8 protein-coding genes are annotated in these 19,572 nt (G+C 40.7%); 7 read left to right on the top strand and 1 reads right to left on the bottom strand.

Translation table 11 applies throughout. From position 1 onward, the window contains the following. The first annotated feature begins 1 nt into the window (after position 1). The 3 genes from BMX21_RS08530 (at position 2) to BMX21_RS08515 (ending at position 11,318) form a co-directional block, all read left to right on the top strand. Positions 2–736, top strand: coding sequence for a type II secretion system protein (locus tag BMX21_RS08530; protein WP_092043355.1), 735 nt, complete (start codon positions 2–4; stop codon positions 734–736). Between the two features lie 117 nt (positions 737–853). Then, positions 854–10,756: a DUF5057 domain-containing protein gene (locus BMX21_RS08525; RefSeq protein ID WP_092043352.1), complete on the top strand. Its 9,903-nt coding sequence runs from the start codon at positions 854–856 to the stop codon at positions 10,754–10,756. A 262-nt stretch (positions 10,757–11,018) separates the two neighbouring features. After that, positions 11,019–11,318, top strand: a complete 300-nt coding sequence (locus tag BMX21_RS08515) for a hypothetical protein (protein ID WP_022753018.1) — start codon at positions 11,019–11,021, stop codon at positions 11,316–11,318. A gap of 104 nt (positions 11,319–11,422) precedes the next feature. On the opposite strand, the gene BMX21_RS08510 is transcribed toward BMX21_RS08515, so the two are convergent. Beyond that, complete coding sequence (locus BMX21_RS08510) at positions 11,423–12,907, bottom strand: diguanylate cyclase domain-containing protein (RefSeq protein WP_177173976.1); 1,485 nt, start codon at positions 12,905–12,907, stop codon at positions 11,423–11,425. A gap of 269 nt (positions 12,908–13,176) precedes the next feature. Between BMX21_RS08510 and BMX21_RS08505 the strand changes: the two genes are divergently transcribed. The 4 genes from BMX21_RS08505 (at position 13,177) to pelF (ending at position 19,552) form a co-directional block, all read left to right on the top strand. Then, positions 13,177–15,309: a hypothetical protein gene (locus BMX21_RS08505; RefSeq protein ID WP_092043345.1), complete on the top strand. Its 2,133-nt coding sequence runs from the start codon at positions 13,177–13,179 to the stop codon at positions 15,307–15,309. A gap of 73 nt (positions 15,310–15,382) precedes the next feature. After that, a complete protein-coding gene (locus BMX21_RS08500; RefSeq protein WP_051216884.1) occupies positions 15,383–16,333 on the top strand; it encodes a hypothetical protein in 951 nt (316 codons plus the stop codon). Continuing rightward, complete coding sequence (locus tag BMX21_RS08495) at positions 16,330–18,135, top strand: DUF2194 domain-containing protein (protein WP_092043343.1); 1,806 nt, start codon at positions 16,330–16,332, stop codon at positions 18,133–18,135. The genes BMX21_RS08500 and BMX21_RS08495 overlap by 4 nt, the downstream gene beginning before the upstream one ends. 13 nt (positions 18,136–18,148) lie before the next feature. After that, entirely contained in the window at positions 18,149–19,552 is a 1,404-nt protein-coding gene (gene pelF, locus BMX21_RS08490; protein ID WP_092043340.1) for a GT4 family glycosyltransferase PelF, read from the top strand. Positions 19,553–19,572 lie beyond the last annotated feature (20 nt).

Genomic DNA, 19,572 nt, shown 5'->3' with positions numbered 1-19,572 from the left:
TATGAATAATAACGATAGACCAGATGAACTGAATAAAGGTTTTTCCCTCGTAGAGCTTGTTATAGTGATCGCGATACTGGCTATAGTGGGTCTGATCCTGGTAACGCTCATAACTACAGGAGTTAATCTGTATCAGAGACAGAACAAGGATCTAAACCTTCAGACAAGGTCCCAGCTATTACAAAGTCAGATCACGACTTATATAACTAATGCCGATCTGGGGCTTTATATGCCGGAAGGTGCAGATGAAAGCTCTAGTATGTTTGCTGTATTGTCAATTGATAATGAATACTATAAGGAAAAAGGTTCTGCTCAGAAACAGAGTGATTTTGAAAACGGGACGATCCATGCAAGAGCTGCTATCATCGCATATGACAGCGAACAAAGTAAGATCTATTATGTTGCGGGAGCTGAAGGCTCAGCAGATGGGATTCCTGTATTAGCAGAATTTGAAGATGGTAAGGTCAAAAAAGTTACTATTACAGATTCCGAAAGTATGTATTCTGACGATATGGCTGATTGGCCTGTGCTGTCTGATTATGTTTCTGATTTTAAGGTCAAAGTCGTTGATGATGCTAAGGTTGTAAATGTTGAGATGGCACTTGAGTATTCAGAGAGAATCTATACATATGACTTCACAGTAGCTCTTAGAAATGATACGAGTATGTATGGGCCTAAAAGCAGTGAAGAATCTGAAAGCAGCACAGAAGGATCTGAAAGTGAATATCGGTATTGAGAGTAGAAAAATAAGATAATGGAGAAATAAAGATACATAAGAAAATCAGAAGGCTAGTGGCATAAATATTCATAACATTTTCCGATAAGACAATTAATGGCCGGGAGGGAGACGGATTTGAAGTATACCTTAAGTCATATTAAGTCATATATTAAGAAGAATCTTAATAAGAAAGTTGTAAAAAGACGCTCTGCCAAAGTACTTGCAACTGTTGTAGCAGGTAGCGTGGTTGCTGTGCTGCCATTTAGTTCTATGAACAGGTCGCTGGCAGCAGCCGACACCTTCATGGATCTTAATGACAGAATTGCAGGATCGTCTGATTTTAGCCTTGTAGAGATAGCAGATGACTACGAACAGGCGTCCATGGGATATTTTGCTTCCGGGTATGAGCCTTTCAGAGAGTATCAGGATGTTAAGAATCAGACTGATGGTTATGAATACAATCCGACAGTTGGTATAGGAGATGTAGTAACTGCGCTTCAGGAAGAGAGCATCATGTCTGCAGATCCTGATGCAGGTGAGACTGACTATCCTATGACTTATCAGCTCAAAGCCTACAATCATGGTGAGCCTCCTTATGTCATTAAAGATGAAAGTGGCAATCCTGATGATGACTATTATATCCTTAATGCAGGAGCCGGTCTTATCGGCAGAGAACTTGTGCCGGGTTACTATGTCCAGAGCAGTAGCGGATGCTATTACGAGGATAAAAGTGTAATTGATATACGTGATGCCAAGACTTCCGATAAGACAGATCTTGAGATGACAGGAACCGGAGCAGGGATTAAAGCTACAGTTGTGGGTAAAGGTAATACCATAACCTTCAGCCTTCCTGAAGGCACAGTTTCAGATACCTCAAAGGCTGTCATCTGGACTATCGGCAGTACCAAGATCATAAATGTTGCAGAACCGACAACCGGCCTTGTCAGTACAGGTAAGACCAAGGACAATCTGTACTTTTTTACCGGTAAAGATGGTGATAAGCCTCTTACGACTATAACAATTAAGGGCCTTGAGTTTGGCAATACCTATGTGTCTGCCAAGGTCGTAAGCCTTAATACTTCTGAGATATCCCAGAGCAATATAGATAATATTGAGAACAGGTATGTGGTCTCTGACACCAACGGAGGCTACAGAATTTATAATGCCATGGTCACATGCGCGGAGCCGGCGGCGGAGATCGTTTATTGCCTTGGAATCAGTATAGACGGAGAAAAAGATAGTGATGGCAATCCAATATATTATTATAAAAAAATAAATGAAACAGAGAATAAGAAGATCAATCTCTATATTGGCAAAAAAGACGGTATAAAATTAAACGCCTATATTGGCGTCCTTACATCTGAAGGCAAGTTTAAACCGGTATCTAACTATGACACAGGATTTGTTTATACATGGACAAATGACTACTATGATAATCTTGATATAAACACTACAGATAATACAAATAGTATTAATAGATCAACTCAGACTAGTATTGGAAAAAGCATTACATTAAAAGCGAATGCAGCTAATAAATACACGGAATTAAGTCTAGTAGCAGATTACAGCCCAAATAACGAGTACAGATATCCAATGCCCGATGCATTCTCGTTTGATGTAGTGGTAGTTGATACATTTTATGCTGTATATAACTATAAAGGTCAGATAAAGGCAATAGATTCGGGCAACTCATCGGGTATACCTACTATTACTATGTCTGAAGATGACTATAATAGTGATACCAATATGTATACCTATACCATTAAATATCTTGGATGGGACGAGAATACATCTTCATTTATTGAACTGTCGCCTGTTGTAGAAGTGGCAAATATATCGGATTCTACTACGGTAGAAGGAATAAGTACAATTCAATTAAAATCAAATGGAGATAACACATATACTCTAGATCTAAAACCAATTGGAACAGGCAATGCATGGGCTAGAGTATCTCCTGAAAAAACATCAGTATCTGATTCTGATAGACTTAGGTTTGAACTGAATTATATATCTACTGTACGAGATAATAAGAATAATTATTATCATAGCGGCGATTATATAGGGGTGACGGATAGCGAAACAGTAGAAACACAAGAGGGGCAGAAAATCGCCTATAAAATAGATCTGACTGCAAGTGTGATTAACAAAGATGATATGCTTAATCATGTTTCTAAGAATTCATCTTTATATAGGTTCGAATGGCGTGTTGACAAAAACGATGTATCTAAAGAAATACTTGAAAATAATACGGCGCGTTTTACATATACTGGCAGTAATACTGATTATAAAGTAAAAGTTGATGTCGAAGTCTATAATAAAGAGACAAACACGCATATTCAGGCTTTTGACTCAGTTTATTATCTTTTATTTAATTTTACTGGAGAGACGTTGTTATATGCTGAATATAACGGCTCTTATTATAATGCGTCTAAAAATCGTATATCTAGTACTAACCCTATAAAGGTTACTAATAAGGACGAAACAGCAGTAATAACAGGGTGTGTTGGTAGTGTTGTTACTGTTGATAACGAAGAAGTTTTTGTTAAGAAATCCGGTACCTATAGTTATACATGGGTAGTAAATACAGACACAGGTGTTCTGACTAAATTAAACAAATTAGAGGAGAAAAATTCATCAGTAAAGCTTGGCGCAACTGAAACAGGGGTATATTCATTTGATCTTTCAGTAAATGATTCTTCTATTGATCCTAATACAGGAAGGTTTTATATTTCGTTCTCATTTTATAACGTATACTCTATTTCGACTTCTGCAACTTTTGATACAGAAGAAGAGATTAGCGGAACATATTATCCTTCAGAAAAAATGACTTCTGGAACATACTATGTCGGTTCCTCAAATGAGAATTTTGAAGTCAAAGGACTTTTATCAGATTTTAAAACAACTTTGGGAGAATCAAAATCGTACTTAAATTATATTAGTGTTAGTGATTTGAATACGTACGAAGGAGAAAATCCCAATATTAAGACAGCTAAAAAACTGGTAGTTAATCTATCTGAAAGTGGAATTCTTACTCTTGTATTAGGGCCAAAGAATAGTGACAATACAGATGATTATCTGACACTGGTATTTTCATCAGTTATTCTTTATAAGGTTAATGATATACCTGCTGTTAATAATGGAGAAGCGGGTTCTTCATTTTCTTTAGATTCAGTCGACGCAAAAGATGGAAAGACTTTTAAATATACAATTGGATCTAATAGTGCATCTACAAAGTTGGAAGTTAAAAATGTAGATGAATTATCAAGTAATGGATGTACTGCAAGTTTATCTGAAAACCGTCAGATAGTTACTGACGATCCGGAGATTAAAATATTAGATTATTTGACATTGGAATATAACATAACAGGTCGTGATTCCAAAGATTATACAATCATAGTTGGCCCTTTAGGAAGTGATTTAGAGGAAAACCTTTTAAAACTTACAATTACTGTACAACCAGTACTATTTTCAACATATATGTATTACTCCACCTATGATTCGGAAGGTATCGATGACATAGATGACATTGATAGCGCACCTACGACAAGTGAAGAGGAAGAAGATCTCGAAGCAGGTGACGAGCACACTGTTACTATGTCCCTTAGCGAGATAGCTAACTTCGTACTTGAGACCAATATGCAGGTTGATATAGAACAGTCATTTGAGGTTGATGAGAACGCAGGAAGTGGCTCAAATTCAAATGGCGGCTCTGAAGATGACGAAGATGACGAGGATTCTGATAAGAGTAGCTCTGACACAGATACATCAGGTGGAGACAACGGATCCGGAGGAGAAGGTGGCTCATCAGGTGGTGGTAGTGGAGCAGGAGAAAATGGCGACTCGTCAGGTGACGTTAATGAATCCGGAGGAGACGGCGGCTCGTCAGGTGACGTTAATGAATCCGGAGAAGACGGCGGCTCGTCAGGTGACGATAATGGATCAGAAGGAGATGGCGGCTCATCAGGTGGTGGTAATAACAGCGGAGGAGAAGGTGGCGACGATTCATCTGATGGTCAGGCAAGGCTTGATAATTATAGCCAAAGCAGCGACAGGCTCTATATGACTGCGACAGCAGCTGGTGAGGGCGGAAGTGGCTCAGGCTCTGGGAATCAAGAATCATCTGATAATGATGGAGGCAGCGGCTTAGGCTCAGACGATGGTGGTAATGGTTCCGGGTCAGGTGATAATGGCAGTGGCTCGGGTTCTGACGGAAGCGGCTCCGGATCAGGTAATAACGGCGGAAGTGGTGATGGTACAGGATCTTCCGGCTCTGATTCTGGTGCAGATAATACAGGTAATAAAGGCGGATCAAGTTCTGATAACGATTCTAAGACCGGCAATACTGCAGATGACTCTAATAAAGATGATTCCGGTAAAGATGGCTCTGCTAAAGACGACTTTGATACAGAAGATGACGAAGACTTAGAGGATAAAGAAGGTTCCGGCAAGTCAGGAAGTAAAGATATATCCGGAGATACAAGTGTAAAGGAATCATCAGTAGATGATGAGACATATATCTATACTCTTCCAATCATTCCTTCAGAGCCCGGTATATATACAATTACTATAAAACCAGCTGGAAGTGATGACGAGTCCGAGTATATCACTATCAAGATCGTAGTTATCGCTGATGAAGAAGATGGCGAATCTACCGGCTCTAAGAAGTCTACAAAATCATCATCATCTGCAAGTACAGGTAGTAGCGACGATGAAGCGGATGCTGCAGGTTCAGCTTCTACAGAGAGTTCTGCGGACTCTTCAAAATCATCTTCCGGTTCATCTGATGAATCTACTAGCTCCGGGTCAGCATCTACAGGCAAGACATCTTCAGGCGCAGGTGCGGGCGGATCAGGTAGCAGCGCAGGTGGTTCAGGCTCTGGCGGAAGTACAGGAAGTACAGGTTCTGGCGGTAGCTCGGGAAGTACTGGCTCCGGCGGTAATACAGAAGGCTCAGGTTCCGGAGATAATACACAAGACCCAAGTCAGGACAATAATACAGATAATACTACTAATAATAACAATAATACAGACGGCGGATCCGATGACAATAACAATAATGGAGATGGCAACGAATCAGGCAATAATTCAGGCGGTGATGGAGATGGCGGCAGCTCAGGCGATTCCGGTCAGTCAGGAAGCGCCAATGCATCAGAAGGAAGCGGATCTTCTAATACTATCAATGATCAGGGAACACCTGCATCTTCCGAACCTTCAGGACTAAGACACCGCAATGTGATGATAGCTACAGGAACCGGTACAGGCACAGGTACAGACACCGGTTCAGGCACAGGTTCAGGCACAGGGACCGGAACAAATACCGGATCAGGTACAGACTCCGATACTGACGAGATAGTTGACAGCACACAAAAGTATGACAATGCCAAAGAGATGGAAGGGGGATACTATGTCCTTAGCTGCGCCGAAGATGCTTCGCTACTTAGCGGCGTAGCAGAAACTGACAGGTACAATTTCTCACTTACAAAGCCTAGCAGCGGCAACTATTTTGCAGGATACGGCTACGCCTACTACATCACGATCAATCATGACTGGCTCAAATACTACGTATTTGGTGATGATGAGACTAGGACTGATGACAACAATGTCAATCTGACTTTGTATCTGTATACTCTTTGCGATACTTTTGATAAGGAACGTGAAGGTTATAATGAGGAGATAAATGATATCGTAGGTTCCATAACAGATGCAGATCTTGTATATCTGTCTGCTGATGGTATGACATTAGATGGTAAGAGCGCGATAGGAGATGGTGAATCTGATACCAGGAAGATTTACGATATCCCTGTTAACTGCGCAAGGCAGATACTTACAAGCTCATACTCACAGTCAGGTACTACAGGAGTATACCCACAGGCGGTTATTGTTAATAGAAGTATATATGACAATAATGCAGCTTCTGCCCTTAACTCTAAGGCTTCTACGTATTACGCACTTTCAAGATTTTTGATGACTGATATTAAGGACAATATCATCCTTAATACGCCTGGTCTTTCAAGCGATGATGACGGTACATTTTCATCTTCACTTAAAGGTATTTCAAACTATACCTCTTTTTCCACAGGAGGTAGTAATTATGAGGCTTCCAAGGACGTAACCAAGGTAAGCGGAGCTTATAATTATAAGAATATATTTATAGGAAAATATAATACCGGCGACTTCACCAGCAGCTTCGGTGTAGAGTACAAGAATGTTCCGGAAGTCTTCAATAGAAGTTTTGCCAAGACCTATACCAATCCGATGATATCATCGGGTTTTGAAGAGCTGCTTGAATTCATCATAAGAGAGAACGTATACAGAGGCCGTAAGAGCATAGGTAACATGAGCTATACCATCAGTCCGTCTGTAGTAGTTCAATATATACTTATTTTCTCAGGAAGTGATCTGACCTTGTATAAGTCGTCAATCCGTGTCCTTGAGCTTGAGCCTTGCTATGCCTTCAAGTACTTCCAGTATGATGACGGCGGAGCTGATGTTGAGTACAGGCAGGCTCAGAGGGCGGAAGTCTTCGCAGAGAAGTTTGCACCCAACCTTTCACTTCTTGAAGATCCTGATTATATGACAGGTACATTCTCACAGAGAAGTGCTGCCCAGACGACTATCCTTAACAGGATCAAGATTACAGGCATGACTACGTCTGAGTTTGCAGGCATAATCGGAGATCCTTGCGAAGATTATGATGTTATCTATATAGGATCACAGACAATTGATACTGCCGTTTATACTTATGGAGTTACTAACCAATCTGTCACTACGTATTATTATGGTATCAAAAATACGACTAAGGCTATCATGAACATTAAAGATACTACGGAGCAGTGCACGGGAATGCCGGAAACTGTGACCGGAATCGAGGATAATAATGGCAGAACTTGGGAGTGGTACGTTGAAAACAAAGTCAGCGACAGTTCTGGCCGTTGGCGTTTAAGAAACAATAAAGGCAATTACAAATCTAATAAGGGAGTACCTTCTACACTTAGCTATACAGCTAATGATGGAACAGTATATAACTGGAATGGTACTAAGTGGTATAAGACAAGTAAGTATTCTGTTTATAACAGTTCTAATATGAATGGTATACTATATACCCACGTTGGCGATTCTATGAATGATAGTGCTATGTATGTCGATGGTGCAGATTTTGGATCAGTTGCTGTCACACATAATACATCTGTGAACCTCAGGCTGTCCGGCAATGATATCACAAGCATTCAGGAAAAAGAGCTTGAGAACTTCTTAGAGCTTGGCTACCCGGTAATAGTATCTGATGACCTTTTTACCTTTAATACAAATCTTAATGGAAATGGACTGGAGTCTATCATTGTACCAAATGGAATAAGTGCAGGTGCTTCTAAATTAACAACTACATCCGGAACATTTGCAGGAAGACTAGATACCAATTCCCAGATGTACAAGTTCATCAAAGCCGGTATGGGTGATAGCTTTAGCAGCAGGAAGTATACTAATTTCGTGACGGAGACAATGGGATCTAAGTTCACAGATCTTATAACAGAGGGTCTGAATAAGTCTAAGCTTACCGTGGATGTAACATCTGTTCCTACAGAATATGTAGCTGTTACAAATGGTAACATATTAGATCCTAATCAGTGTGTATTTCTATCGCCGGGGTCTGACGGACAGTATTATCTTGACTTTGATTTTATGATCACGGATGTAGCTAACCCGGATCTTTTGGATGCTACATATTCTGTACAGCTATTCCTTGACAGTAATGGCGATGGACGATTTGCAGGATCAACAGATGAGACCAAGTCCAACGATCAGATTGATAAGACTTTTACAGAAGAGATCATGAACCTTTCTATAACAGGCGGTTCTACTACATCTCTTATGCCTTATACAACTTATCATCTGACAAGACAGCTTCCAAACGGATATTATGGAAGTGTTGCATGGAAACTCAAGATTACCAATAACAAGCCCAATAGTGAGAATGCATCTCTGTGTTCGCATGATTCGATAAGCGGTATCTGTGCTGTTATCCCATCAGGTGTAGAAGAGAGAGTTGAGATCAACGTACTGCAAGTATTCCCGTATATTCCTAACAGTACAAGTGCCGGCGGAGGTTCAGATATTGCCAAGAGTTATGATATATCAGGAGCTGTAAGCAGGGATATTTCATATCTTCAATATTATAATCCATCAAGCGACTGGTATAGCATGCTTGAGAATATACCGGGTTATGATGTCAATATTTATTCTATAAGTTCATATGATTTTGGTATAGCTTATGAAAAGAATTATGATGCATCTAAGATCACAGAAGAAAGCGATATCCTTGAAGTAGAACTTGAAGGAGGTCACCTTGTATCGCCGACAACTATAGCAGGTAATTTTAATGAAGCAATAGATAGAAATGGTGACGGTGATACTGATGATGCCAATGAAAGACCGACAGGCCCGACTCAGCTTTCATCTTACGATATGATCATAGTAGGATTTACAGACATGTTCCCTAATATCCCTAACGAGAATGCTGTTAAGTCGCTGGTTACCTATGGTAAGAGCGGACGCGCCATGCTCTTTACACATGATACTACTTCATGGGTATATGATACTTCCGGGTATGGAAGGGCTGGACTTAATGCAAACTCTGCAGGTAAGACCTATAGACAGTTTGTAATTCAGTCTCAGTGGTGTGACTGGTTTGCCAGTTCATATCTTAGTAATGCTATAAGAGATCTGTGTGGCATGGACAGATTCGGGTATGTTGGTGCTAATAATGTATATGGAAGTGCCTATAGTACAATATATGATCCTACACCGTATCTTCCTAACTCGGGGAATGCGCTATCCGGTGCTTACAGGCTTGCTACAACCAATCATTCCATATATGGTACGAATAATGCATATAAGAATCTTGCAGTTGGAGGTTATACTAACAGAAACTCTAATAAGAATGCATACTATGTATCACTTGTTAATGAAGGTACTATTTCCAAGTACCCATATGATCTGGAAGATGAGATGTTCGTAGCAAGTACCCATGGTCAGTACTTCCAGCTAAACCTTGATATGGACAATAATGCTGATGGAGAAAGTGATATCACAGTGTGGTATACACTTGACAGCCGAGATATGGATACCAATGGAAACGGTACTGTTGAGCCCGGAGAACATGTTCAGAATTTCGTATCCACATATACCAAAAACGGAGCCAATGATGTATATGAGGCATCACCTCATGATGTAAGAAACAACTATTATATATACAACAGGGGTAATATATCATATTCAGGTGTAGGGCACAGTGCAGTAACTCAATGTACAACCCCTGAAGTACAGCTCTTTATTAACACCATGATCATGGCATATAACTCCGGTGTTAAGGCTGCAAGTATATCCATAACAGATGAAGCCTTCAGTAAGGAGCTGACAACAGATAAGCTTCCATATGATGCGTATGCACAGGAATTGTATGTAACAGATGAGCAGGCTAATACTGCTATAAATGAAGAAGGGGATACAGTAGATTCACTTAATGTAGATGCATACTATCCTGTATACTTCTCTCTGACAGACCTTAACGTAGGAATTAAGACGCAGAATATCAGAGTCAATTTCAGCTATGGCAAGAGAAGTCAGCAGTATACGAACTATAATTCGGAGACGGGTACCTATGCTCTTGGACCTTACGGAGCATCCTACAGCTCGTCAACGACGCCTGCTACTCCATATCCTGCATATCTGTGCGCAGATACTAACGGCAATGGAATCATAGAAGATGGAGAGCGCTCCAGACTTACGGCAGAAGGAGATGGATACTATCGTATCTATAACGGCGAGCTAACGTCCAATGCCTTTGTGACCTATTACATAGAAGTAGACATTCCTATATATGACCTTAATAACAACGGCTCCGGAGTTGCAATGGGCGAGTCGGACACCCTCGATGTCTACGTACATGCAGCCCTTACAGGTGAAGTCAACGGCGTAACATCTACCGTACACAGCACCGACTCCATGTCGCTGCTAAGGCAGGAACTTTATGATCTGGATTAAAGACGGGAGAATAGCCACGATATAAAGATTCAGGTGTTTCTTGTTTCTGCATGAATACTGGCTTTATCAGGCGTTATCATAAAAACGTTACTACATTACAAAAAACAGATAATTTAAGTGTGGGAATTCGCACTGATGCCATGTATAATGACTTTGGGTCAAGAACATTTTTTGACCCGGTAATCGTAGTGATGATTCCGAAAGATGTTTGGAATTTCGGGATTATCTGGCTTTTTTCCAAGGATGAAAAGGGGGAATAAGGATGTCGACAATAATCGAGAACAAAGAGCAAAGAGTAGCACAGACCAAAGTTAACGGTATGGGAGATCTTGGTATGGTCATCAAGGGCTACTGTGACAGCATTGGACTTGATAGACCCGAGAAGGTAGTAGAAGTACTTGCAAAGTACGGCGTAGAGATGACACCGGAGTGCGTAGAGGATTTCTATAGCGGAGATTATGATCTTACACTTAAGGAGTTTGGAGCATTCCACAGCATTTTAAATCTTAATGGCAACGACCTTTTTGAAAAGGTTGGTAAGCTCCACGGCTTAAATGTATAATTAGCATAATCCCAGAAAAAAGAATAAAAAAGGGCTAATCCTTTAAATACCATTTAATGGAATTTGGGATTGGCCTTTTTCTATTGCTGTATATTGTCAGTGCTTCATGAGACGGCATTCGCTCTATCTGGTATAGCTACAAATATTCCAACATAAGATATAGGAACACCATTGTCTCTTCTGAGAAGTTTGCCGATGGCATGGAATCTGCGCCATTGGCCGTCCTTGGTCTTAAAATTATATTCAACATCATAGGTCTTTTGATTAGTATAATCTGCAATTGTATCGTTGAATTCTTTAAGAACTCTTTCTTTGTCATCAGGGTGCAGACGATCAGACCAGGATTCAAGCTCGTTAGGGAAGTCGCATTCATTGTCAAAGCCTATCATCTTCCGAAACTGCTGGCTCCACTCGACTTTGATCATATTCCCTTCTTCATCAAAATCCATTCCCCACATCCCGGAATTCAGGGCTTCATGAATTACTTCAATAGTAGCTTGCTTCATTTCTGCGATGTTCTTGATATTGGTGTGCTTGATCTGTGCCTTGTTTTTGTACATCTTTTGATCTGCATCAGTCATTGCAGAGTCGATCGTTTCTGATCTGCCTGTCATAGTGTATCCGAAGGCACATACATAAGGTGTCTTGGACAGTTCCTTTTTGATAAGCTCCAGGTCATTTTTGACATAATCTTCATCCTTGGCATAATAGAATATTGCGAATTCGTCGCCGCCTATCCTATATACATTCTTGGCTCTTTCGCGCTTGAAATTAAGGCACCTGCTAACTGTCTGAAGAGCTTCGTCACCGGCTTTGTGTCCCATCGTATCATTGATCTTCTTTAGATCATTCATATCAACTGATGCGACAGCACTTATTCTTTCTCTGCCCTTTTTAGAATCAGCATAGTAGCATTGACGATTCATAAGCCCTGTAAGCGGATCCATCTTGGAAGTGTTCATGTATAGGAACAGATAATATAGTATCAGAACGGATGCAAAGAGAGTACTGTAGTCAGTATCAACATCTACGACTACGTGTAATATAACTCCCATAAGTGAGAATACAAGCGTGAAGAAGATTCCTTTTCTGGCCTTTCTGTAAAAAAGAGAGAAGTTCTCTATAAGGAAGATTCCAAGAGCAAAGGCATAAAAGAAAAACAGGATATAGGGATAATATCTGAAAAAGCTATTCACAGTTTTATACACATTGTCTTCGGTATACCAGAAAATAAGATGAGTCCACTGAGAAGTATATATAAGAGGGATACTTATTGTAAGAGGTATGCAGATCCACATTTTCTGCTTCCGGATACCATCACCCATGCCTATTATGCCTATCATTATAGCCGGATGGAGCAGATAGATAGTAGAAGAGAGTATAGGCCTTGCTATAGACAAGGTTTCAAAGCTTCGTGTCCAGAGTTCTAAAGACCATAGAACTGACTCTGTGAAGATCAAAATGATGACAATCCTTGTCACCAGTATGGTCTTTTTGGTCAGATGGATTCCGGAATCCATCAAAAGCCACAGACCAATAAGTTCAGCGAGCATTATATAGTGTTCTAACAAGAACTCTAATAAGGACATCACAACAACCTCCATAAATCTCATGCCATATGCCAAAAAATGTGGACGATGAGCCGGCAATAATGATGGTGCATTATATTAGCACAAGATATGATCACACATAGTGTTACTTCTATTTCGACATAAAAAGGGATAATTATTAGTAAAATTTATCATGAAGTGGGAAGTCTGCAAATAAACTAAATAAATTCCGGGAAAATGCCGAAATAGAAGAGAATACTAATATTTGTTTTTTTATTCAATCAATATTTGTTCATGAAGGGATGGTCATGGATACTTTACTTACCGGTAATGCTAATGCTATTTCTGATGAAAATATTGTAAAGATCTTTGGAGACGATACCGTTATAATCGCAGATCCTTCTGTGACACCTAGAAAAGAAGGACATATCAGATGGATACCAATTTCTCCATTGGACGACAAATTTAAAAAGCTCTTTCTGACATATGGTTTTGAAAGAGTGATCTTTTTGTCGCGCTATACAGAGCCCGGATTTGTTTCTTACGACGAGATCTACAGACTCGATGCAATATTATCACTTGTAAGACAGATAAAGCTCAGACAATTCATCTTCATAGCACCATACCTTTCGGAAGAGGAAGAGGGCAGTGATAAGGGAATCATACTTCGCGGCATTATCGAACTATTGGAATATTACCGCGATACGTATGGCTTTACACTTAAGATAATCTATAGTCCCGGTATAGTGGGACATCTTCACAAGGGTGGCTTTTTTACAGGGATTTTTACAGATATCAAAAATAAAAAGAAAGTTATACTTGATAAGACTGCAGGCTCAAGGCTTATGTTCATAAGTCATGAGGACTTTTCTACGTTTATGTACAGGCTCCTTGACGACTGGAGAGATGTAAGTGAATCTATACATCTGCTTCCTTCAGGCTATGAGACTACTGATGATCTGATATCTTCTGTTAAGAGCCTTGTCCCTGATGCTGATATTATGCCTGCACCCGGGGCATCAGATAACTATCTTGAGCCTGAAGAAAGGATTGCAAGAGAACGCTACGGCTGGCTTGCCCTTCAGAAAACTACAGATATGGTTCCCGGGCTTTACAAGGAATTTAATGAAAATGAGCATAATAAGCTCGGCTTTTTTGAAAGGCTTAGGTCAAGAATACGTCTTCCTCAAAAAATCCTTATGGTGATCGAGCTGATCATAGGAGCATTTATAGTAGAGCTTTTTGTTAATATTTCAAGGTCTAGTGTACAGTTTAGGCTTATCGACTTTAGACTTGTGTTTGTAGTTATAATGTCAACTATCTGGGGGTCTACTGCCGGTTTTATCGCAGCGTCCCTTATGGTCGCATCTCTTGCTCTTGCCTACTATATGAACGGCACAGAGTGGCTTATGCTCTTCTATGATCCCGGCAACTGGGTTCCCTTTATATTGTTCTATATCACAGCTGCTATCTGCGGTTATACACGTCAGAGAAAAGAAGACGAGGCAGAATTTGTACGTGATGAGAATACAAAGCTTACAAATGAAAATGCATTCGTATCAGATCTTTATGAAGAAGCTCTTCAATACAAGAATGAATATAAACAGAATCTCACTTTGTCCAGGCAGGGGTTTGGTCGTATATTCGATGTTGTAACAAGGCTTAATCAGTCTAGATCTGAGCTTATATTCGCTGAGTCTATCCCTGTAATAGAAGATATCCTTGATAATCACTCCATAGCTATCTATACGATATATGATGCTGCTGCAAGGTTTGCAAGACTTGAAGTTGCATCCAAAGGCCTGGCAAAGCGGGCCAAGAAATCACTGGATCTGTCAGAATATGCAGATGTGATAGAAACTCTGAAAAAAGGTGAACTATGGATCAACAAAAAGCCTCAGGAAGGACAGCCCTGCTACGTGGCAGGTGTTCTTAATGACGGTCATGTTACTGTTTTCATAGCTATATACAATGTCGCCTTCTCTCAGATGAGTGTGTATTATGCGAATCTTATCCGCGTACTTGCAGGTCTCCTTGAGAACTTCATAGTCAAAGCATGGCAGTACCAAAGTGCTGTAAGACAGCGTGAATTCTATAACGGCGGCGGTATTATGTACGAAGATTACTTCCGCATGCAGCTCAAAGTCCAGCGTGATATGTCCGACAACGAGATCACCGACTACAGACTCTTCAAGATTGACGGAGAAGGAAGAAGCGCAGACGAGTGGGAAGCAATACTTCGTGGCAAGACCAGATACAACGACTCCATCTGCCTTGGCAATGATGGCAACATCTACATCCTTGCAACACAAGTTGACGAAAAGGGCGAAGAGATAATACTTGGAAGATTCGAAAAAGCAGGACTAAAATGCATCAAGATCGACGAAATGTATCCGCTAGATGATCCAAAAGAAGGCGTAGAATCAAAAGAAAGTAAATAATCAATTCTTCGGGGGGCCTGCACCGACCAAGCGGCACAACTTAGATATTACAGTTAGAGGGTATTATACGAAGATGCTACTTATATCATTAATACTTGTACACATAGTAGTGGTTGTTATATTTTGTGTACTGTTTACCTTTAACTTAATAAAGATACCCGGACCGTTTCTTACGGTCGTATTCTGGGTGCCTGTCTTTGGCCCTATATGCGCTTTGGTGATCCATGCCTATTTTGTAAGTGGAAGAGCAGGAGCCAAATATGCCCAGCTTGAGAATATGAAAGCATCTCTTGTGCCACAGGATGATGAACCTTCAAGAGTTGAGGAGTCTGTCAATGACATCCCTTTGGAAGATGCCCTTATCCTTGATGATCCTGCTGTCAGAAGATCTGTCATGCTGGACGTACTTATGGAAAATAACTACAGATATGTTAATGCTCTTAGTAAGGCCCGTCTTAATGATGATGTAGAAGTAGTACACTATGCCACGACTGCAATGGCGGAGTTTTCTAAAGAGTATGAACTAAGACTTCAGCAGTATGCGTCAAGATATGCTCAGGAACCTGCCAATGAAGCATTTATAGAAGAGTATGCATCTTATCTTTCGAGCTATATAGGAAGCGGACTGTGCGTGGGGCAGCTTCTTGAGATCCAGAGGAATACATACCAGCAGCTGTTAAGAGAACTTATCAGGATACGTCCTACCAAGGACCGTTATAAGGAACTTGCATCAAACTATATGGATTCGGGACAGCTGGGGCTTGCAGATGAGCTTACAACTTATCTGTTTGACAAGTATCCCGGTGATGAAGAGGCCTTCCAGCTTAGGGCACGTTATTACTATGAGACAAGGCAGGGACAGCTTCTTGGTGATCTTATAAAAGAGTATGACATGAAGGAAGAATATAAGTCGATCGAACTTAGAAGGTTTATAGATTTCTGGAAAACTGATGATGGAAATATTGATATAGATAGTCATGAAAGCATAGATGAAGGTGATGTAAAGGAGAAAACAGGGGCATGAAGAGGAATGTTTTTATTCTGCTTAGAATAATAGCTGCTTTTGCTGCCTTTCTGGTACTCCTTCATATAGAAAGGGCGGGGATTCCTTACAAGGCAGCAGAAGGCAATTCTCTTATTGTAGATAATAGTAATATTACACACTTTAAAGAGTCTAATGGAGACCATAAGTGCCTTTTTATAACAGATTCCGGCGATGATAATGCAGTAGAAGCAAGGCACAATCTGGAACAGATCCTTATAGACATGAGGATTTCTTATGACATAGCTGATATTGCAGAGGGTATACCTGATCCTACCGGTTATGACAAGGTGGTGATGGGGGTCAAGCATCTGTCTGCATTTGGTGAAAAGATACTTGAGTATACCGATTATGTATATGATGGCGGAAGGCTTATATTCTGGATCCCTTTGGAAAGAGAAGATACCCTTGATATCATAAGTGCCAAGCTTGGCATTACCGATCTTAGCTTTGATAACAAGGTTGTAGACTACTTTGATCCTGTTGATGATTTTATGCTGGGATCAAGTGATGTTCCTTTTTCTCTTGAGGATTATTTTAACTCCTCTATGCAGGTCAATGTAGATGAGGAGAGCGAAGTGTTCGCAACCTGCGGTACTACACCTCTTATCTGGAGGAGGAAGTACGGAGAAGGATGCTTTGTAGTATGTAATTTCGGATATTGTGAGAAGGCTTATAGAGGGATCTATAGTAGTGCTTATTCATTACTTGATGATGTATGCATATATCCTGTTATCAACGGCGCAGTCTTTTACCTTGACGACTTTCCATCGCCTGTTCCAAACGGAGATGGCAAGTACATACGACGTGACTACGGAATGGATATAGCGGAGTTTTATACCAATGTATGGTGGCCGGATCTTCTTTCACTTGGATCAAAGTATGACTTTAAGTATACAGGACTTATCATAGAGACCTACGAAGATCAGGTAAGTGGCAAGCTAAAGACTAATACAGATGTTGCTGACTATTATTACTACGGCAATATGCTCCTTAATGCAGGAGGCGAGCTTGGCTATCACGGTTACAATCATCAGCCTTTATGCAATCAGGACTTTGTATATACTGTGGATCTTGGATATAACCTTTGGGATAACAATAATGAGATACGTGATGCCATGACAGAAGTTATTAAGTTCTCGACAGGTCTTTTTCCAACAGCAAGGCTTCAGGTCTATGTGCCTCCGTCCAATGTTATATCCAAGGAAAGCGTGAAGATACTGGATGATGAATTTGATGATATCACTACTATAGCATCGATATACCTTCCTGACGGAGATACCTATGGGCAGGAATTTGATGTTGACCCAAGCGGTATGATCAATACTCCCAGGATCGTGTCAGGCGGAGTTAAGGATGATTATATGAGATTTACAGCCTTCTCAGAACTTAACTTCCACTTGGCAGCATCTCATTTTATGCATCCTGATGACTTGTTGGATGAAGACAGGGGAGCGGCTCTTGGTTGGGAATCTGCCAAGGATACAATAAATGAGTACATGAAGTGGCTTAATGAATCTGCTCCTCCAATGAGACATCTTACAGGCAGCGGCATAGCAGGAGCAGTGCAAAGGTATACCAATCTTATGCTTGATATAGACCAAAGAGATGACGGCATAACGATAGAAGTAGACGGGCTTATAGACAGTGCCTACTGCATCGTAAGAGTTAACACGGGAACTGTAGGAGACGTAAAGGGCGGATCGCTTACGCCTTTAAAAGGTGATCTGTATCTTCTAGAGATCACAAAGCCACATGTGGAGATTAGTTACAGCATAGATTAGAAAGGACCATATCTTGAGAATCTGTCTGATATTAGAGGGTAGTTACCCGTATACTCATGGCGGCGTATCGTCATGGGCACATCAGATGATAAATGCGATGAAAGAGCATGAATTCGTGCTCTGGGTTATAGGTTCGCGCGCCAGTGATAAGGGTAAATACTTCTATGAAGTACCTGATAATGTAGTCAAGATCAAAGAAGTGTTCCTTGATGATGCACTTAGGATAAGGCCTGACAGGAAGAAGCTCCCTCCTATGAAGGCAGAAGAAAAAGAAGCTCTAAAAGCTCTTCTTGACTGCGAACATCCTGACTGGGAAGTGCTGTTACACCTTTTTCAGGACAGACATGTTAATCCGTCATCATTTCTTATGAGTCAGGAGTTTCTTGATGTACTAGAGAAGCTGTGTAATGAGAAGTATCCATATGTGCCTTTTGCAAGCACGTTCCATACAATGAGATCTATGCTGCTGCCGGTTCTGTATATGCTGATGCAGGAAGTACCCGAAGCTGACATGTATCATACTATCTGTACAGGATATGCAGGAATACTTGCCATAACAGCAGGGTATAAGACCGGGAAACCTGTACTTCTTACAGAACACGGTATATATTCTCGTGAAAGAGAAGAGGAGATCATAAGAGCTCAGTGGGTTCAGCCGGCATTTAAAAGGCAGTGGATCAAATTTTTCTACATGCTGTCTGATGCGATATACACGAAGGCGCTTAAAGTTACATCACTTTTTGACAGAGCTATGAAGACCCAGATAGAGCTTGGCGCAGATCCTTCTAAATGCTCTGTTATTCCTAACGGGATAAGATATGAGAGGTTTTGTGATATACCTCTAAAGGAAGAGGACGGGATCATAGACTTTGCAGCTGTTATAAGGATAGCGCAGATCAAGGATGTTAAGAGTCTTATCTATGCCTTCCATGAGCTTAAGAGTAAGAGATCTGATGTAAGGCTTCATATTCTGGGAGGCGTTGACGAAGACGAGTACTACGAAGAGTGCCTTAATCTGGTGGATTCACTGGGACTTAAGGATGACATTATATTTACAGGTCAGGTAGATGTGATCGAGTATCTAAGGAAGATAGATTTTACAGTTCTGACATCGATATCCGAGGGTCAGCCTCTGTCTGTACTTGAGTCGCTTGCTGCCAGAAGACCCTGTGTTACTACTGATGTAGGGTGCTGCAGAGACCTCCTTGAAGGGGGACCTGGTGATGAGTTTGGTGTTGCAGGATACCTTGCGCCTCCTATGCATAGAGAAGGTATCGCGAGTGCTCTTCTAAAGATGTGCAGGAGTAGGCAGGACCGTGAGAAGATGGGGATAAGAGGGCAAAAAAGAGTGGAAGCTTATTATAGACATGAGGATATGATCAAAAGGTACGAAGAGCTTTATAAGAGCGTTACATGAATACAAAATGGTTACAGAAA

It is taken from the genome of Butyrivibrio sp. TB (assembly GCF_900110805.1).
GTDB lineage: Bacteria > Bacillota > Clostridia > Lachnospirales > Lachnospiraceae > Butyrivibrio > Butyrivibrio fibrisolvens_C.
Note: the sequence above shows the minus strand (reverse complement) of the source record. Positions and strands in the feature narration are given on the sequence as shown.